This is a genomic window from Streptomyces sp. NPDC040622, from assembly GCF_055593965.1.
In genome coordinates this window covers 383,594-399,790 of record NZ_JBVIXD010000007.1, presented here as the reverse complement: position 1 = coordinate 399,790, position 16,197 = coordinate 383,594, and the positions used below count along the sequence as shown (strand labels likewise).

Here is a 16,197-nt window from a genome sequence, read left to right as displayed (position 1 = left end):
GAAAAGAGTGAAAGGGACCATAGGCTCGTAGCCCCACTACTTCCCCCTCGTTACAGGTGGTGCAGTCCGCGGCTGGGACTGCATTGCCAACAAGGAGGAATAATGATCAAGAAGGTCGTCGCTGCTGCGGCTGCTACTGGTGGTCTCGTGCTCGCTGGTGCGGGCATCGCCGCTGCCGACGCCGGTGCCCAGGGTGCCGCCGTGAAGTCCCCCGGTGTGGTCTCGGGCAACGTTATCCAGGTGCCCGTGCACGTGCCGGTGAACGCCTGCGGCAACACGGTCTCCGTGATCGGGCTGCTGAACCCCACCTTCGGCAACACCTGCATCAACAAGTGACGTTGTGGTGCCTCACCCCTTGAGGGGCTGAGGCCGTCGGCCCCGGAGTGCGTGCCATGCGCTCCGGGGCCGACGGGCATTGCGCGTCCGGGCAAGTGGGCCCGTACGTATTCCGGTAGGCAAAAGGCAGGGAACAGCTATGCGACAGGTCACGCGCAAGGGCCTGATCACCGTGGCGGCCGCGACCGGCGTGCTCGCCGCGACCGGCGGTTACGCACACGCGGACTCGGGTGCCAGCGGGAGCAGTTCGGATTCCCCCGGCGTACTGGCGGGCAACACCGCCCAGGTTCCCGTGCACGTTCCGCTCAACGTGTGCGGCAACACCGTCAATGTGGTCGGGGTCCTCAACCCGGCGGCGGGCAACAAGTGCGCCAACACCTCCCACGGCGGCGGGCACAAGCCGTCCGGCGGCGGTGCCCAGGCGAACGGCCACAGCGGCGACTCACCCGGTGTCGGCTCCGGCAACACCGTGCAGGCACCGGTCCAGGCGCCGGTGAACGCCTGCGGCAACAGCGTCACCATCGGCGGCCTCGGCAACGCCGCCCTGGGCAACGAGTGCGCCAACGACTCCGGTGGTTCGGTCACCACCCCGCCCGGCGGCGAGAAGCCCCCGACGGGCCCCGAACACCCGGGCAAGCCGGAGCAGCCCGGCAACCCGGGACACCCCGAACACCCCGGTAAGCCCGAAAACCCGGTCAAGCCGGCGCACCCGGGCAAGCCCGGCGGCCCGATCGAGGACCGCGCCATCCCGAACCACCCCGGTGCCCAGGCCGCCACGCCGCCCAAGGGCACGTCGCAGCTCGCGTCGACGGGCCCCGAGGGCACCGCGCGCCTCGCCTCGACGGGCAGCGAACTGCCGCTCGGCCTCGTGCTGCCGGTGGGCGCGGGCGCGCTGCTCGCGGGCACCGTGCTCTACCGCAGGGCTCGGGCCGCCGCCTGAGACACCCTGCGTCCCGAGGACGCCGAACGGAGCGGGCCCCGCTGTGGCGGGGCCCGCTCCGTTTCCCCTGTCCCGCTCAGTCGTATCCGTACCGACGGCTCACCAGGTGGCTCTCACCTGGCGGATGATCCGTCGTTTCAGCCGCACTCTGCGGCTGCCGTCCCGGTGCAGACTCAGGCGGTCCAACTCCCAGAGTCCGTACTCCGCGTGGTCCGTCAGCAGGCGTGTGGCTTCCTTGCGGGTGACCCCGCGCGGTACATACACGTCGACAAATTCGTATTCCGGCATCGCATCTATTGTGCGGGCATGGGCCCGGTACGGATAGCGTCTGCACTATGTCTGATGCTGCGCAGCCCACCGCTGCCGAGGTACGTGCCGCCGCCGAGGCGGTCAAGACCGCGCTCGACCGCCACTTGGCCGCGGTCGAACGCAGGTCGGGCGAGGACGATCCGGCCGTCTACGAAGCGTTCAACGAGCTCGCCGCCGCGGCCGAGGAGTACGACGAACTCCTCTACGACCGATACGACGAGGTCACCCCCTTCGAGATCCCCGGCACGGAGGACGCACTGCCGCCGTACCAGGGCCCGGAGGAGGCGAACGCGCTGAGCGTGCTGATCCGCCGTGACTACAGCGTGGTGGAGCCGCAGCGACTTCTCGCCCAGGCCCAGCGGGTCGCCGACCTCGACGCGGGCAGGGAGAGGAGCGCCGGCTCGGCCGACACGGTGCACAGCGCGCTCGGCGTCCTCTTCGGGGAGTTCGAACCGGACGAAATCTCCTCCCGGCACAAGGAGTTCGGCCTGGAGGAGGGCGACTCCACCCTCTGGGTCAACGCGGTGGACGCCCCCGCCGAGCCGGGGGAGTGGCTCGACGCCCCCTTCGACCAGGCCGACCCGCACCGGGTGGTGTGCCGCTTCGACGTCAGCGTGGTCTTCGACGACGAACTGGACGACGACGGGCTCGACGGCCTCGACGCGGACGTGGACGTGGACATCGACCCGGACGTGGCGGTGCCGCTCGACGAGATCGATGACGCCGACGACTCGGATGACGCCGACGACGCGGACCAGGGTGTCGACGGGGAGGGGCGGGGCGTCCGGAAGGCCGGGCGCTGACCACCCGCTCCGCCGCCGCTCCCACCGCCTGCAAGAGGCGGCGGGAGCGGCGGCGCGGTGAATCGGCGGCGCGGCTCAGGCCGTCGTGGCCGGCACCTGCGGGCGCAGGAGGGTCTGCAGCCGCGTCGTACGGTCCTTCCAGAGGCGCTCCGCCACGGCCCGCGGCAGCTCCTGCTCCACGCCCTGCACGACCGACAGGTGCCGTTCGCCTCGGCTGAACGCGGTGTAGACCCACGGCCTGGTCAGCGACTGCGCCGCGTCGCCCGGCAGCACCACGACCACCGCGGGCCAGCGCTGCCCCGTCGCCTGGTGCGCGGTGAGTGCCCAGCCGTGCCGCACCTCACGCTCCACGCGGTCCTTGGGCACGACGACGGGGGCGCCGTCGCACTCCAGGTGCAGCCCTTCCGCGTCGGCCCGCACGACCCGGCCGAGTGTCGTGCGGCCGGCCGCCGGGACGTGTGCGACCCGGTCGTCCGGGTCGAATCCGCCGAAGCGGCCGGGGCCCGGATTCAGCCGTTCCTTCAGAGCGGCGTTGAGCGCGCGGGTGCCCGCCGCACCGCCGTGTCCGGGCGTGATGACCTGCGTCTGCTCCGCGGGCACCCCGATCGCCCTCGGCACCGAGTCCGCGACGAGCTGGACGGTCCGGTGGATCGCCTCGGGGGCGTCGCGCACCGGGACGAGGACGACCTCCTTGCCGGGCGCGTCGACCTGGTTCAGCTCGCCGATGCCGATGCCGGACGTCAGCTCGCCGAGAGGGCCCGGGTCCGGGGTGCGCGAGACGATGTGCGGGCAGCAGCGAGCGGAGAGCAGGTCGGCGAAGACGCGGCCGGGGCCCGCCGACCACAGCACCCCCGGGTCGCCGCTGAGCACCAGGCGGGCGCCGTCCGGCAGGGACTCCACGAGCATCGCCGCGCTCTCGACGTCCAGCTGCGGCGCGTCCACGACGACCAGGAGGTCGAGGGCGAGGGCGCCGTCCGCGTCGCGTCCGGGGCCCTCGGCGCCGGAGAGCAGCCCCGCCACGGTCACCGCGGCCTCCTCCGAGCCCGTCGCCCGTGCCAGGCGGCGGCGCCCGTCGGCGCTGTGGGCGGCGGCACACACCCGCAGGCCAAGGGTTGCCGCGGCGGCGGCCAGCGCGGCCGGCTCGGCGCGTGCCTCCTCGCCGCCGGAGTGCAGGACGAGGCCGTGCCCCGCCGTGGCGCGGATCAGCTCGGCCGTGGAGCCCGACGCCTGCGCGGCGGCGGCCTCCCAGTCCGCGTCCCCGGCGCCCGGGCCGCCCTCGCCGGACAGGGAGTTGATCACGCGGGCGAGGCCGTCGGCAAGGCTCTCCTCCGCGAGCGCGTACCGCTCGAGGCCGATCAGGACGCGGACCGGGCGCTCCGGCTCCGTGCCGTCCCCTTCGTCCTCGCCCCCCTGGTTCCCCTCGCCTTCCTCCGCGCCCCGCGCACCCTCGGCCTGAGAGCGCTGGACCGGCACGTCGGTCCCTTCGAGGGCGTCCTGGAAGACCAGGGCATCGCCCTCGGCGAGGGCGCTCTGCACGGCCGCGTCCGGGTCCGGCACCGCGCGCTGCCCGAGGGCGGCGGTCAGGGCCGCCGCGTCGAGAGCCGTGTGCCCCGCGACGGCCGCCTGCTCCAGGAGCCATACGGTGACCGCCCGGCCCCTGCGCTCGTCGGCGGGCCCGCACTCCGCGCCGAGCAGCGCCCTGGCGAACCCGTCGGCCTGCTCGGGCCGTACACCGGTGACCCGCAGCAACTGCCACGGGTCCGCGCGCAGTCGTTCCTCGGCGCCCTCGCCGAGCGCGGCGGCCGTCGGCGCGGCGAGCGCGGCCGGTGCGCCTCCCTCGGCGAGCACGGCGGTGATCGCCTCGACGGTCTCCGCCGCGGGTGCCTGCGCCGCGCCGGGCCGCTGCGGGGGCACGGGCTCGGGCGCGCGGGTCGGCGCGGGCCTGCGCGGTGCGGGCGCCGGCTCACGGAAGGCACTCGCGACGGGCTTCTCGCCGCTCTCCACGGCCCGCACGGCGGCCAGCAGGTCGGCGGCGGTCCCGCTCAGCTTCGTCCCGGCGTCGATCGGCGCCTGCTTCGACGCCTTCCGCTCCTCGATGCGCTCCCGCAGCTCCCGCTGCGCGGCGATCTCGGCCTCGGCCTCGGACAGCTCGGTGCCCTCGGCCGCCTTCTCCTCGCCCGATCCCTCGCTCTCGCCGTCGTCCTCGGCCCCGTCCCCGCCGGCGGCCCGGGGCGCGTCGTCCTCCGACGCGGCGTCGGTGTCCGGCGTGGCCTCGGTGTCCTGCGCGACGTCCTGCGCGACCCCGCCCTCCGGTGCCGCCGGCGTGGCGTCCTCCGCGCCGGGCGACTCCGCTTGCTCCGCGGCAGCGGGTTCCGTACTCACAGCGTGCTCCAGTCGTGATCGGGATAGCGGTGCACGGGCGCCGACACGTCGTCGAGCGCCTGGCAGATCTCGTCAGGAAGACTAAGGGTCTCCACTGACAATGCGGCCGTGAGCTGCTGCGCGTTGCGCGCGCCGATGATCGGGGCCGTCACTCCGGGGCGGTCCCGCACCCAGGCGAGGGCGACCTGGAGCGGGGTGGCCGCGAGCCCGTCCGCGGCCGTCCGGACCGCGTCGACGATGCGGCTCGCCGTCTCGTCGAGGTACGGCGCGACGAAGGGCGCCATCTGGTCGGAGCCACCGCGCGAGTCGGCGGGCGTGGCGTGCCGGTACTTCCCCGTGAGCACGCCCCGGCCGAGCGGCGAGGAGGGCAGCAGGCCCACGCCCAGATCGAGGGCGGCGGGCAGCACCTCGCGCTCGACGCCGCGCTGCAGGAGGGAGTACTCCATCTGCGTACTGGCCAGGCGGGCGCGGGTGCCCGGCAGCGCGAGCTGCCACGTCGCGGCCTTGGCGAGCTGCCAGCCGCAGAAGTTGGAGACGCCCGCATAGCGGGCCCGTCCGCTGCTGACCGCGATGTCGAGGGCCTGCAGCGTCTCGTCCAGGGGCGTGGCCGGGTCGAAGGCGTGGACCTGCCACAGGTCCACGTAGTCCGTGCCGAGGCGGGCGAGGGAGGCGTCGAGCGCGGCGAGCAGATGGCCGCGCGAGCCGTCGAAGCGCCGCTCGGGGTCCGGCACGCTGCCCGCCTTGGTCGCGATGACCAGGTCGCGCCGGGGCACGAGGCGCTCGATGAGGCGCCCGAGCAGGTATTCGGCCTCCCCGTCGCCGTACACATCGGCGGTGTCGACGAGGCTGCCGCCGGCTTCCCAGAACACCTTCACCATGTCGGCGGCGTCGTTCTCGTCGGTCTGTTCGGCGTGCCCCCAGGTGAGGGTGCCGAGTCCGATGCGGGACACGCGCAGGCCGGTCCGGCCGAGATGCCTCTGCTCCATGGGCGCTGAGATTACTGGCCGGATCCCCGCGGTGGGCGACCCTGTGGACAAACCAGCGAGAGTGAAGATCTCGGTCACCCGTTCCAGGAGATCCGGTCACCCGTTCCCGACAACTCGGCCACCCGTTCCCTCCGTCACTGACGGATCCATTCCCGCGCGCTACAGTCCCCGGCACAGGAACGTTACTCATGAGTACAGCGGTAAGGGGATCGGTCATGCAGCTCGGGATCAACCTCGGCTACTGGGGCGCGGGGATGGACGCGGACAATCTCGCCGTCGCCAAGGAGGCCGACAGGCTGGGCTACGCGGTGTGCTGGGCCGCCGAGGCGTACGGCTCGGACGCGGCGACCGTGCTGTCCTGGGTGGCCGCGCAGACCGAACGCATCGACATCGGTTCCGCGATCTTCCAGATCCCGGCCCGGCAGCCCGCGATGACCGCGATGACGGCGGCCACCCTCGACTCGCTCTCCGGCGGCCGTTTCCGGCTGGGCCTCGGCGTCTCCGGGCCGCAGGTCTCCGAGGGCTGGTACGGCGTGAAGTTCGACAAGCCGCTGGCACGCACGCGTGAGTACGTCGAGATCGTCCGCAAGGCCATGACCCGCGAGCGCCTCTCGTACGAGGGCGAGCACTGGACGCTGCCGCTGCCCGGAGGCCCCGGCAAGCCCATCAAGCTGACCGTGCACCCCCAGCGCGAGCACATTCCGCTGTACGTCGCCGCGATCGGCCCGAAGAACCTGGAGCAGACCGGCGAGATCGCCGACGGCGCCCTGCTGATCTTCCCGGCCGCCGAGCACCTGGAGGAGACCGCGGTCAAGCACCTGCGGGCCGGGCGCGAGAAGGCGGGCAAGACCATGGAGGGCTTCGACATCGTCCCCACGTTGCCGCTGGCCGTCGGTGAGGACTCCCAGGTCGACGCGCTCGCCGACATGTTCAGGCCGTACACCGCGCTCTATGTGGGCGGTATGGGCAGCCGCAAGCAGAACTTCTACAACCAGCTCGCGCAGCGTATGGGGTACGAGAAGGAGGCCGCCGAGATCCAGGACAAGTACCTGGCGCGGGACAAGGACGGCGCGGCGGCCGCCGTGCCGCGGCAGCTGATCGACTCCACCACCCTGCTCGGTTCCGTGGACCGGATCGCCGACCGGATGCAGGCCTACGCCGCGGCCGGCGTCACCACGCTCACGCTGGCCCCCGCGGGCTTCACGCTGGAGGAGCGGCTCACCGCGCTGCGGGCCGGTACGGAGGCCCTGGAGCGCGCCGGTCTCGCGTAGGGAAGTCCACGGCCGTGGTGGGGGCTCGGGGGGTCTTCCCCGCCACGGCCGTCACGGGGAACAACGCGTCACCGGGCCCGCGGTTACGGCCTCGTGGCGGCGGTCATGTCCTTCGTTCGGCGCAGCAGACCCGTACAGCTGTTGCCCGATGCGGAACCTCGCACTTGACTCGTTCTTTGCGGAGGTTCCCGCCCAGGGCATGGAGGTACCAGTGATGCTGTCGGCCAAGAGCGTCTTCGGGGAGATCCTCGACGACGACGAGTCGTTCCGGCTGTTCTGCTCCATCGCCGCCAGCGGCGAGGCCCAGGGCGGCTGGGAGAACGGCCGCATCGCCGCGCTCGTCCCGGCGGGCGAGCGCGCGCTCGCGCCCAAGATCGCACGGCACGGCGCGGACGAGGACAAGCACGGCAGGATCTTCCACGCCCTGCTGAAGAAGCGCGGGCTGCGGCCCGTCGACGTCCCCCACGAGGCCGACTACACGATGCTCCTGGAGAAGCACGGCATCGGCCTCGCGCACGAACAGCTCAAGGGCGACAAGCCGCTCGCCGTACGGGACGTCGTCACCTATCTCGCGCACAGCAGGGTCACCGAGCAGCGCGCCTCCGAGCAGATGCGGCTGCTGCTCCGGTACTTCGCCGACCACCCGGACATCGGGCGCGCGGTGCGGATGATCTCCCACGACGAGGACAACCACCTGGCGTACTGCCACGAGGAGTTGCTGCGGTTCGCCCGCGCCGGACACGGCCGCGCCATCCAGCGCGTCCTGCGCGAGTGCGCGCTCGCCGAGATCCGCGTCTACCGCGACGTCAGCCTCGCCGTGATGGACCACATGGGGCGCATCCTGGGCTGGCCGCACGCCAAGCGGCAGCTGCTCACCGCGGGCATCCACGCGGTGTACGCCGTCGAGCGGGCCGGTGGCTGGCGGCGGATGGTCTCCCTGGAGATGCCCCAGCGGCGCGACGCCCTGGGCGGGCCCGCGGCGCCGGCCCCCGAATTCGCCTGAGGCCGGGCCCGGAACCGGCCCCCGACCGGCCCCCGGCCCCGCGCGCTACAGCCAGCCGCGCCGCTTGAACATCCGGAACAGGACGACCTCCAGGACGGCCATCAAGAGGATCACCGCGGGGTAGGTCCACCACCAGTGCAGCTCGGGCATGTGGTCGAAGTTCATGCCGTAGACGCCCGCGATCATCGTGGGGACCGCGGCCATCGCCGCCCACGCCGAGATCTTCCGCATGTCGTCGTTCTGCCGCACGCTCATCTGCGCGAGGTGGGCGGAGAGGATGTCCGACACCAGCCGGTCCAGGCCCTCCACGGACTCGTTGACGCGCGTCAGGTGGTCGTTGACGTCCCGGAAGAAGGGCTGCGCCGACTCGTCCACGAAGGGCACGGACGGGGCGAAGGGGCCCACTCCGGAGAGGCGTGCCAGAGGCAGCGCCAACGGACCCGTGGCGCGGCGGAACTCGAGGATCTGCCGCTTGAAGGTGTAGATCCGCGACGCCGTGTTCCGCGAGGAACTGCCGCCCTCCGGGGAGAAGACCTCGGCCTCCAGCACCTCCAGGTCGGCCTGCAGCTCGTCGGCGACCTCCAGGTAGTGGTCCACGGAGGCGTCCGCGATCGAGTACAGGACGGCGGTCGGGCCGTGCTTGAGGACGTCGGGGTCGGCCTCCAGACGGTGGCGCACGACCCCCAGGGGCGCCCCCTCGCCGTGGCGGACGGTCACCACGAACGAGTCGCCCATGAAGATCATGACCTCGCCGGAGGAGACGGTGTCGCTGTCGGGCTCGTAGACGACCGGCTTGAGGACCATGAACAGCGAGTCGTCGTAGACCTCCAGTTTCGGCCGCTGATGGGCCTTGAGGGCGTCCTCCACGGCCAGCGGGTGCAGCCCGAACTCCTGGCTGACCTTGTCGAACTCATCCTCCGTGGGCTCGTGCAGGCCGATCCACACGAAGGCGTCCCCGGCCGCCCGTGCCTCGTCCAAGGCATCGGAGAAGTCTTCGGGGCCCTCGGTACGTCGCCCCTCGCGGTAGATGGCGCAGTCGACGATCACGCAGTGCATTCTTCCCAACCCGCACCCCGGCCGCACCCCCTCGGGCGCTTAGGCTGAGCCGCATGCCCACGCTGATCCTCGTCCGGCACGGACGCTCCACCGCCAACACCGCCGGCCTGCTCGCCGGGTGGACCCCCGGTGTGGCCCTCGACGAGCGCGGCGCCGCGCAGGCCGCCGCGCTGCCCGAACGGCTCTCGGCGCTGCCCCTGGCCGAGGTCGTCACGAGCCCCCTGCAGCGCTGCAGGGAGACCGTGGCGCCGCTGCTCGCCGCCCGCCCGGGCCTCCCCGAGCACACGGAGGACCGGATCGGGGAGTGCGACTACGGCGACTGGTCGGGCCGCAAGCTCGCCGAGCTCGCCGACGAGCCGCTGATGGAGGTCGTGCAGCGGCACCCGTCCGCCGCCGCGTTCCCCGGCGGCGAGTCCATGCGGGCCATGCAGACGCGCGCGGCCGAGGCGGTCCGCGAGTGGAACGCGCGCGTGGAGCGCGAGCACGGCGAGGACGCCGTCTACTTGATGTGCTCGCACGGCGACATCATCAAGTCCCTTGTCGCGGAGGCCCTCGGACTGCACCTCGACCTCTTCCAGCGCATCTCCGTGGAGCCCTGTTCTGTCACGGCCATCCGCTACACCCGGCTGCGCCCCTTCCTCGTACGCCTCGGGGACACCGGTGACTTCGCCTCGCTGGCGCCGCGCGAGGTGCCGTCGGGCGACGACGCCACGGTGGGTGGCGGTGCGGGCGCACCGTGATCGTCACCCGCAGTAGGGTGAACCGGGCCGGAGCGGGCCCCGAAGCCCGCTCGTGGCCGTTCAGCCGTCGCGTCGGACCCGTCGCGGCACCCGTACCCCGCAGTCGATCCAATGGAGACAGGACGTGTCCCGTCAGGTGTTCCTCTACGACCCCCCGGAGCGATTCGTGGCGGGCACGGTCGGGCTGCCCGGACGGCGCACCTTCTTCCTCCAGGCCTCCGCGGGGATCCGGGTGACGAGCGTCGCCCTGGAGAAGACCCAGGTGGCCGCGCTCGCCGAGCGCATGGAGGAGCTCCTCGACGAGGTCGTGCGCCGCAGCGGAGGCAACGCCCCCGTTCCCGCCGTGGTGCCGACCGAGGTCGCCGACAGCGCGCCGCTCGACTCCCCCGTGGAGGAGGAGTTCCGGGTCGGCACGATGGCGCTCGCCTGGGACGGCGAGGAGGAGCGGATGATCGTCGAGGCGCAGGCGCTCGTCGAGCTGGACGCCGAATCCGAGGACGATCTGGCCGAGGCCGAGGAGAAGCTCCTCCAGGACGAGGAGAACGGCCCGCCGATGCTCCGCGTCCGGCTCACCGGCGCCCAGGCCCGCGCCTTCGCCAAGCGCGCCCTCGACGTCGTGAACGCGGGCCGTCCGCCGTGCCCGCTGTGCAGCCTCCCGCTCGACCCGGAAGGACACGTATGCCCGCGCCAGAACGGATACCGGCGGGGAGCGTGAGCATCGACCCCGTCACGCTCCTGACCCGCGGGGAGCTGACCGTGCGCGGCCGGATCCGGGAGGCCTCGAACGCCGTGCTCTACTGCACGGTCGCCCACGAGGGCCAGGAGGCCGCCTGCGTCTACAAGCCGGTCGCCGGGGAGCGCCCCCTGTGGGACTTCCCCGACGGCACGCTCGCGCAGCGCGAGGTCGCCGCGTACGAGGTGTCGCGGGCCACCGGCTGGGACCTGGTGCCGCCGACCGTGCTGCGCGACGGGCCGCACGGCGAGGGCATGTGCCAGCTGTGGATCGAGGCGTCGGGGGAGAGCGAGCTGCTCGCCCTGGTCGACGGCGATGAACCGGGCGAGGGCTGGAAGGCCGTCGGCTTCGCGCAGGTCGACGAGGAGCGGACGGCGCTCCTCGTGCACGCGGACGACGTACGGCTGCGCCGCCTCGCCGTCCTCGACGCCGTGATCAACAACAGCGACCGCAAGGGCGGCCACCTGCTGGCCACCGAGGGGCGCCTCTACGGCATCGACCACGGCGTCACCTTCCACGCCGAGAACAAGCTCAGGACGCTGCTGTGGGGGTGGGCGGGCGAGCCCCTGACCGGGGAGGCCGTCGAGGCCCTCCAGGTCCTGCGGGACGGCCTCAAGGAGGGCGCCGACCTCGCGGAGCGGCTGGCCGCCCTGATCACCGTCGCGGAGGTCGACGCGCTGCGCGGACGGGTGGGCGCGCTCCTGGATTCGCGACGCCACCCGGTGCCCACCGGGGACTGGCCCGCGATCCCCTGGCCACCGGTCTGACGCCCGTCCGGCGGATCCGGTGCGGGGCCACGAAAGGCCCCGCACACCGGGCCAGATCCGGCAAGAGCGCGGGATCGGCCACCGCCTCGTAGATCCCCAGTAGATCCCCACTCGTATACGGACGGCCCGTCCGGTTAGGCTCAGGGCATGCATGCCTGGCCCGCTTCTGAGGTCCCCGCCCTTCCTGGCAAGGGCCGCGACCTCCGGATCCACGACACCGCGACCGGTGAACTCGTCACCCTCGACCCCGGTCCCGTCGCCCGTATCTACGTCTGCGGCATCACTCCGTACGACGCGACCCACATGGGTCACGCGGCGACCTACAACGCGTTCGACCTCGTGCAGCGCGTGTGGCTCGACACCAAGCGGCAGGTTCACTACGTCCAGAACGTGACCGACGTGGACGACCCGCTCCTGGAACGCGCCAACCGCGACGGCAAGGACTGGGTCGAGCTCGCCGAGGGCGAGACCGCGCTGTTCCGCGAGGACATGACCGCGCTCCGCCTCCTGCCGCCGCGGCACTACATCGGAGCCGTCGAGGCGATACCCGGCATCGTGCCGCTCGTCGAACGGCTCCGTGACATGGGTGCCGCCTACGAGCTCGAGGGCGACGTCTACTTCTCCGTCGAGTCCGACGCCCACTTCGGGGAGGTGTCCGGGCTCGACGTCGCCGCCATGAAGCTGCTCTCCGCCGAGCGTGGCGGCGACCCGGACCGGCCCGGCAAGAAGAACCCGCTCGACCCGATGCTCTGGATGGCCGCACGGCCGGGCGAGCCCAGCTGGGACGGCGCGAGCCTCGGCCGCGGCAGGCCCGGCTGGCACATCGAGTGCGTCGCCATCGCCCTCGACCACCTGGGCATGGGCTTCGACGTGCAGGGCGGCGGATCCGACCTCGCCTTCCCGCACCACGAGATGGGCGCATCCCACGCCCAGGCGCTGACCGGCGAGTACCCCTTCGCCAAGGCGTACGTCCACGCAGGCATGGTCGGCCTCGACGGCGCGAAGATGTCCAAGTCCAAGGGCAACCTCGTCTTCGTGTCGAAGCTGCGCCGCGACGGCGTCGACCCCGCCGCGATCCGCCTCGCCCTGCTCGCGCACCACTACCGCGCGGACTGGGAGTGGACGGACGGCGTCCTCGAAGAGGCCGTCGAGCGGCTCGGCCGCTGGCGCGCGGCCGTCTCCCGTCCCGACGGGACCTCCGCCGAGGCGCTCGTCGAGGAGATCCGCGAGGCCCTCGCCGACGACCTGGACGCGCCGGCCGCGCTCGCCGCGGTCGACCGGTGGGCCGCCCGGCAGGGTGCGCAGGGCGGTACGGACGAGGGGGCGCCGGGTGTGGTGTCCCGTGCGGTCGACGCGTTGCTTGGCGTGGCCTTGTAGCGGTTGGCCTTTGCTGAGGTCGATCGCCCTGCGGGCTCGTCCTCAAGCGCCGGACGGGCTTGAACTGCTTGTCCGTGATCGCTGGACGGGTTTGAACCGCTTGTCCGTAAGCGGCGGGCGGGTTGAACTGCTTGTCCGCGAACGCCGGGCGGGTTTGAACCGTTCGTCCGCGAACGCCGGGCGGGCTTGAACCGTTCGTCCGCAAGCGCCGGGCGGGCTTCAGCTCGTGCTGGGCCGCTCCGGGAAATCCAGGAGTGGCCCAGCAAAGTCCATGGCCATGGCAGCCTTTGAGGCGCTAGACCTCCGCCATGAGATCTCCCACGCGCTTCAGATCGGCGGCCGCGGTCGCTCTCCTGGGCCTTCTCGCGGTGTTCGCGGGGCCCGGCGGCGGCTCCGCGCAGGCCGCCGACGAGCCCGCGACCACGGTCGGCGACGTCACCGGCTTCGACGCCGAAGGGCCCGTCTACCACCTGACCGCGGGCAAGGCCGAGGCCCGCGTCAGCTTCGTCACGACGGAGACCTTCCGTCTCGAACTCGCCCCCGACGGGACGTTCACCGACCCCGCGGGCAAGGACATCGTCCTGCCGCAGGGCGACCCGCCCCGCACGAAGTGGGCCGACAAGGGTGACCGTTACGAGCTCAGCACCTCCAAGGTGACGCTGCGCGCCTACAAGTCGCCGCTCCGCTTCGCCCTCCACCGCGCCGACGGCAGCCGCGTCTGGGCCGAGTCCAAGGGGCTGTCCTGGACCAAGGACGCCACCACGCAGAGCCTGGCGCGCGGGGCCGACGAGCAGTTCTACGGCGCCGGGATGCAGAACGGCCGAGGCAACACCTCGCACCGCGGCAAGAAGGTCGAGGTGGGCGTCGACTACAACTGGGACGACGGCGGGCACCCCAACTCCGTGCCCTTCTACCTGTCTTCGCAGGGCTACGGCGTCTTCCGCAACACCTACGCCCCCAACACCTACGACTTCGCCGAGCCGGTGACCGCCACCGCGAAGGAACAGCGCTTCGACGCCTACTACTTCGCCGGGCGCGGCAGTGATGCGGCCAAGGACGTCATCGGCCAGTACACGAAGCTCACCGGCAAGCCCTTCCTGCCGCCGGTCTACGGCATGGAGATCGGCGACGCCGACTGCTACCTCCACAACGCCAACCGCGGCGAGCGCCACACCCTGGACTCCCTGAAGGTCGCCGACGGCTACGTCCAGAACGACATGCCCAACGGCTGGATGCTCGTCAACGACGGCTACGGCTGCGGGTACGAGAACCTCGCCGAGACCTCCAAGGGCCTGGCCGAGCGCAAGATGAAGACGGGCCTGTGGACCGAGGACGGCCTCGACAAGATCGCCGAGCAGGTCAAGGCGGGCCAGCGCGTCGCCAAGCTCGACGTGGCCTGGGTCGGCGACGGCTACAAGAAGGCGCTCGACGGCTGCAAGGACGCCTACCGGGGCATCGAGGACAACAGCGACGCCCGCGGTTTCACCTGGGCCCCCGAGAGCTGGTCGGGCGCGCAGCGCTGCGGCGTGCAGTGGTCCGGCGACCAGAGCGGCAGCTGGGAGTACATCCGCTGGCAGATCCCGACGTACGCCGGGTCCACGATGTCCGGCCTCGCCTACACGACGGGTGACGTCGACGGCATCTTCGGCGGCAGCCCCAAGACGTACGTACGCGATCTGCAGTGGAAGATGTTCCTGCCGGTCACGATGACGATGGACGGCTGGGCCGCCAGCGACAAGCAGCCCTTCCGCCAGGGCGAGCCCTACACCTCCATCAACCGTAAGTACCTGAAGCTGCACGAATCCCTGCTGCCCTACCTGTACTCGTACGCCCACGAGGCGACGCAGACCGGTGTGGGCGCGGTGCGGCCGCTGGCCCTGGAGTACCCCCATGACCCCAAGGCCGCGACCGACGCCGCGAAGTACGAGTTCCTGACCGGCGAGGACTTCCTCGTCGCGCCGGTCTACCAGGACACCACCACGCGCGACGGCATCTACCTGCCGAAGGGCACCTGGACCGACTACTGGAGCGGGCGCACCTACCGGGGCCCGACCACCATCGACGGCTACAGCGCGCCCCTCGACACCCTGCCCCTCTTTGTGAAGGGCGGCGCCACCGTGCCGATGTGGCCGGGCGGCATCCGCTCCTACGAGGACCGGACGGCGGACTCGCCGCTCGCCTGGGACATCTACCCCCAGGGCACGTCGTCCTTCGAGCTGTACGAGGACGACGGCGTGACCCGGCAGCACCGCGCCGGGAAGTACGCCACGCAGCGCGCCGACGTGCGGGCGCCGCGGTCGGGAGCGGGTGACGTGCGCGTGCGGATCGGCGCGAGCAAGGGCGGCTTCGAGGGCAAGCAGACGAAGCGGCCCTACGCGTTCACCCTGCACACCGGGGACGCGCCGAGCCGGGTCGGGCTCGACGGGCACCGGTTGCCGCGGCTCACCTCGAAGAGCGCGTACGACAAGGCCGGGCAGGGCTGGTTCTACGACCGGGACGACCGGGGCGGTGTCGTGCAGGTGAAGACGCCCGCGCGGCGCACCGACCGCTCCTTCGAGCTGGCCCTCGACGACACCAGCGCCGTCGGCGGCGCCCGTCCCGGCGCGGCCGTGGCCGTCAGTGCCCCCGCGGGCCAGGAGCTCGGCGCGGGCACGCCGGGCAAGCTCGCCGTGGACGTCACGGCGGGCACCGCGGACGCCACCGGCGTCGACGTCGCCGTCGACGCGCCGAAGGGGTGGACCGTCGCGCCCGCGAGGGCCGGCCGGATCCCGGCGGGGGCCACGCGCCGCGTCGAGGTGGCCGTCACCCCGGCCAAGGATGCGAAGCCGGGCGAGTTCCCGCTCGACGCGAGCGCCCGCTACCGCTCGGCGGGCCAGGACCGCACTGCCACCGGGCGGTTCGCGCTCGGCGTGATGCCCGAGGCGCCCGGCAAGGACACCTGGGCGAGCGAGATGGAGTGGCTGAAGTCGACCAATGGCTACGGCCCGGCCGAACGCGACCGCAGCAACGGTGAGTCGGGCGCCGACGACGGCCGCACGCTGACCCTCGCCGGCAAGACGTACGAGAAGGGGATCGGCACGCACGCCGACTCCGTGATCGAGGTCTATCCGGGCGGTCGCTGCACGAAGTTCACCGCCGACGCGGGCATCGACGACGAGATCAACGGCTACGGAGAGGTGGCCTTCTCCGTCGAGGCCGACGGCAAGGTGCTGTGGACCTCGCCGAAGGTGACGGGCGCCTCGGCGACCGTCCCGGTGGACGTCGACGTGCGGGGCGCCCGGCACGTGGAACTGAAGGTGACCGACACCAACGGCTCCAAGAGCGGGGACCACGCGGACTGGGCCGCGGCGCGCTTCAGCTGCGCCTGAGCCTTTCGCGGACGGAAAGCGGGGGCGGGGGGGGAGGGGTCCGCCCCGCGCCGCCGTCCGTTCCCCCAGGCAGCATTCCGCCCCCACCCCCCCCCACCCCCCGCAACCGGTCACGAGGTCAATTTT

At 72.4% G+C, this 16,197-nt stretch carries 14 protein-coding genes; 10 read left to right on the top strand and 4 right to left on the bottom strand.

The window, feature by feature from the left end; translation table 11 throughout:
- The first annotated feature begins 102 nt into the window (after nucleotides 1–102).
- Complete coding sequence (gene chpH / locus ACZ592_RS22365; protein WP_361177196.1) at nucleotides 103–336, top strand: chaplin ChpH; 234 nt, start codon at nucleotides 103–105, stop codon at nucleotides 334–336.
- A 139-nt stretch (nucleotides 337–475) separates the two neighbouring features.
- Entirely contained in the window at nucleotides 476–1,276 is an 801-nt protein-coding gene (locus ACZ592_RS22360; RefSeq protein ID WP_471583337.1) for a chaplin, read from the top strand.
- Between the two features lie 99 nt (nucleotides 1,277–1,375).
- Here the strand turns inward: ACZ592_RS22360 and ACZ592_RS22355 are convergent, their stop codons facing one another.
- Nucleotides 1,376–1,564: a DUF5703 family protein gene (locus tag ACZ592_RS22355; protein ID WP_471583336.1), complete on the bottom strand. Its 189-nt coding sequence runs from the start codon at nucleotides 1,562–1,564 to the stop codon at nucleotides 1,376–1,378.
- A gap of 47 nt (nucleotides 1,565–1,611) precedes the next feature.
- Here ACZ592_RS22355 and ACZ592_RS22350 point away from each other — a divergent pair, with 47 nt between their 5' ends.
- On the top strand, nucleotides 1,612–2,388 hold the full coding sequence (locus ACZ592_RS22350) for a hypothetical protein (RefSeq protein ID WP_471583335.1): 777 nt from the start codon (nucleotides 1,612–1,614) through the stop codon (nucleotides 2,386–2,388).
- A 75-nt stretch (nucleotides 2,389–2,463) separates the two neighbouring features.
- On the opposite strand, the gene ACZ592_RS22345 is transcribed toward ACZ592_RS22350, so the two are convergent.
- Both ACZ592_RS22345 and ACZ592_RS22340 read right to left on the bottom strand, forming a co-directional pair.
- Nucleotides 2,464–4,770, bottom strand: a complete 2,307-nt coding sequence (locus ACZ592_RS22345) for a helix-hairpin-helix domain-containing protein (protein ID WP_471583334.1) — start codon at nucleotides 4,768–4,770, stop codon at nucleotides 2,464–2,466.
- Nucleotides 4,767–5,756: an aldo/keto reductase gene (locus tag ACZ592_RS22340; protein WP_471583333.1), complete on the bottom strand. Its 990-nt coding sequence runs from the start codon at nucleotides 5,754–5,756 to the stop codon at nucleotides 4,767–4,769. The genes ACZ592_RS22345 and ACZ592_RS22340 overlap by 4 nt, the downstream gene beginning before the upstream one ends.
- A gap of 215 nt (nucleotides 5,757–5,971) precedes the next feature.
- Here ACZ592_RS22340 and ACZ592_RS22335 point away from each other — a divergent pair, with 215 nt between their 5' ends.
- The gene (locus ACZ592_RS22335) at nucleotides 5,972–7,027 is read left to right on the top strand and encodes an LLM class F420-dependent oxidoreductase (RefSeq protein WP_471583509.1); all 1,056 of its coding nucleotides are present in this window, start codon (nucleotides 5,972–5,974) and stop codon (nucleotides 7,025–7,027) included.
- Nucleotides 7,028–7,241: 214 nt separating this feature from the next.
- Nucleotides 7,242–8,030 (top strand): ferritin-like domain-containing protein, encoded by a 789-nt coding sequence (locus ACZ592_RS22330; protein ID WP_471583508.1) that lies wholly within the window; start codon nucleotides 7,242–7,244, stop codon nucleotides 8,028–8,030.
- A gap of 45 nt (nucleotides 8,031–8,075) precedes the next feature.
- On the opposite strand, the gene corA is transcribed toward ACZ592_RS22330, so the two are convergent.
- Nucleotides 8,076–9,077, bottom strand: coding sequence for a magnesium/cobalt transporter CorA (gene corA, locus ACZ592_RS22325; protein WP_471583332.1), 1,002 nt, complete (start codon nucleotides 9,075–9,077; stop codon nucleotides 8,076–8,078).
- Nucleotides 9,078–9,139: 62 nt separating this feature from the next.
- Between corA and ACZ592_RS22320 the strand changes: the two genes are divergently transcribed.
- The 5 genes from ACZ592_RS22320 (at nucleotide 9,140) to ACZ592_RS22300 (ending at nucleotide 16,071) form a co-directional block, all read left to right on the top strand.
- Nucleotides 9,140–9,826, top strand: coding sequence for a histidine phosphatase family protein (locus tag ACZ592_RS22320; protein ID WP_471583331.1), 687 nt, complete (start codon nucleotides 9,140–9,142; stop codon nucleotides 9,824–9,826).
- A 124-nt stretch (nucleotides 9,827–9,950) separates the two neighbouring features.
- On the top strand, nucleotides 9,951–10,541 hold the full coding sequence (locus tag ACZ592_RS22315; RefSeq protein ID WP_471583330.1) for a DUF3090 domain-containing protein: 591 nt from the start codon (nucleotides 9,951–9,953) through the stop codon (nucleotides 10,539–10,541).
- Nucleotides 10,505–11,326: an SCO1664 family protein gene (locus ACZ592_RS22310; protein WP_471583329.1), complete on the top strand. Its 822-nt coding sequence runs from the start codon at nucleotides 10,505–10,507 to the stop codon at nucleotides 11,324–11,326. The genes ACZ592_RS22315 and ACZ592_RS22310 overlap by 37 nt, the downstream gene beginning before the upstream one ends.
- Nucleotides 11,327–11,473: 147 nt before the next feature.
- Complete coding sequence (mshC, locus tag ACZ592_RS22305; protein ID WP_471583328.1) at nucleotides 11,474–12,703, top strand: cysteine--1-D-myo-inosityl 2-amino-2-deoxy-alpha-D-glucopyranoside ligase; 1,230 nt, start codon at nucleotides 11,474–11,476, stop codon at nucleotides 12,701–12,703.
- A gap of 308 nt (nucleotides 12,704–13,011) precedes the next feature.
- On the top strand, nucleotides 13,012–16,071 hold the full coding sequence (locus ACZ592_RS22300; RefSeq protein WP_471583327.1) for an NPCBM/NEW2 domain-containing protein: 3,060 nt from the start codon (nucleotides 13,012–13,014) through the stop codon (nucleotides 16,069–16,071).
- Nucleotides 16,072–16,197 lie beyond the last annotated feature (126 nt).

Bases quoted from the DNA above. Each gene is read 5' to 3' on its own strand.
- chpH (WP_361177196.1), top strand. From the start codon at position 103: ATGATCAAGAAGGTCGTCGCTGCTGCGGCTGCTACTGGTGGTCTCGTG.
- ACZ592_RS22360 (WP_471583337.1), top strand. From the start codon at position 476: ATGCGACAGGTCACGCGCAAGGGCCTGATCACCGTGGCGGCCGCGACC.
- ACZ592_RS22355 (WP_471583336.1), bottom strand. From the start codon at position 1,564: ATGCCGGAATACGAATTTGTCGACGTGTATGTACCGCGCGGGGTCACC.
- ACZ592_RS22350 (WP_471583335.1), top strand. From the start codon at position 1,612: ATGTCTGATGCTGCGCAGCCCACCGCTGCCGAGGTACGTGCCGCCGCC.
- ACZ592_RS22340 (WP_471583333.1), bottom strand. From the start codon at position 5,756: ATGGAGCAGAGGCATCTCGGCCGGACCGGCCTGCGCGTGTCCCGCATC.
- ACZ592_RS22335 (WP_471583509.1), top strand. From the start codon at position 5,972: ATGCAGCTCGGGATCAACCTCGGCTACTGGGGCGCGGGGATGGACGCG.
- ACZ592_RS22330 (WP_471583508.1), top strand. From the start codon at position 7,242: ATGCTGTCGGCCAAGAGCGTCTTCGGGGAGATCCTCGACGACGACGAG.
- ACZ592_RS22320 (WP_471583331.1), top strand. From the start codon at position 9,140: ATGCCCACGCTGATCCTCGTCCGGCACGGACGCTCCACCGCCAACACC.
- ACZ592_RS22310 (WP_471583329.1), top strand. From the start codon at position 10,505: ATGCCCGCGCCAGAACGGATACCGGCGGGGAGCGTGAGCATCGACCCC.
- mshC (WP_471583328.1), top strand. From the start codon at position 11,474: ATGCATGCCTGGCCCGCTTCTGAGGTCCCCGCCCTTCCTGGCAAGGGC.
- ACZ592_RS22300 (WP_471583327.1), top strand. From the start codon at position 13,012: ATGAGATCTCCCACGCGCTTCAGATCGGCGGCCGCGGTCGCTCTCCTG.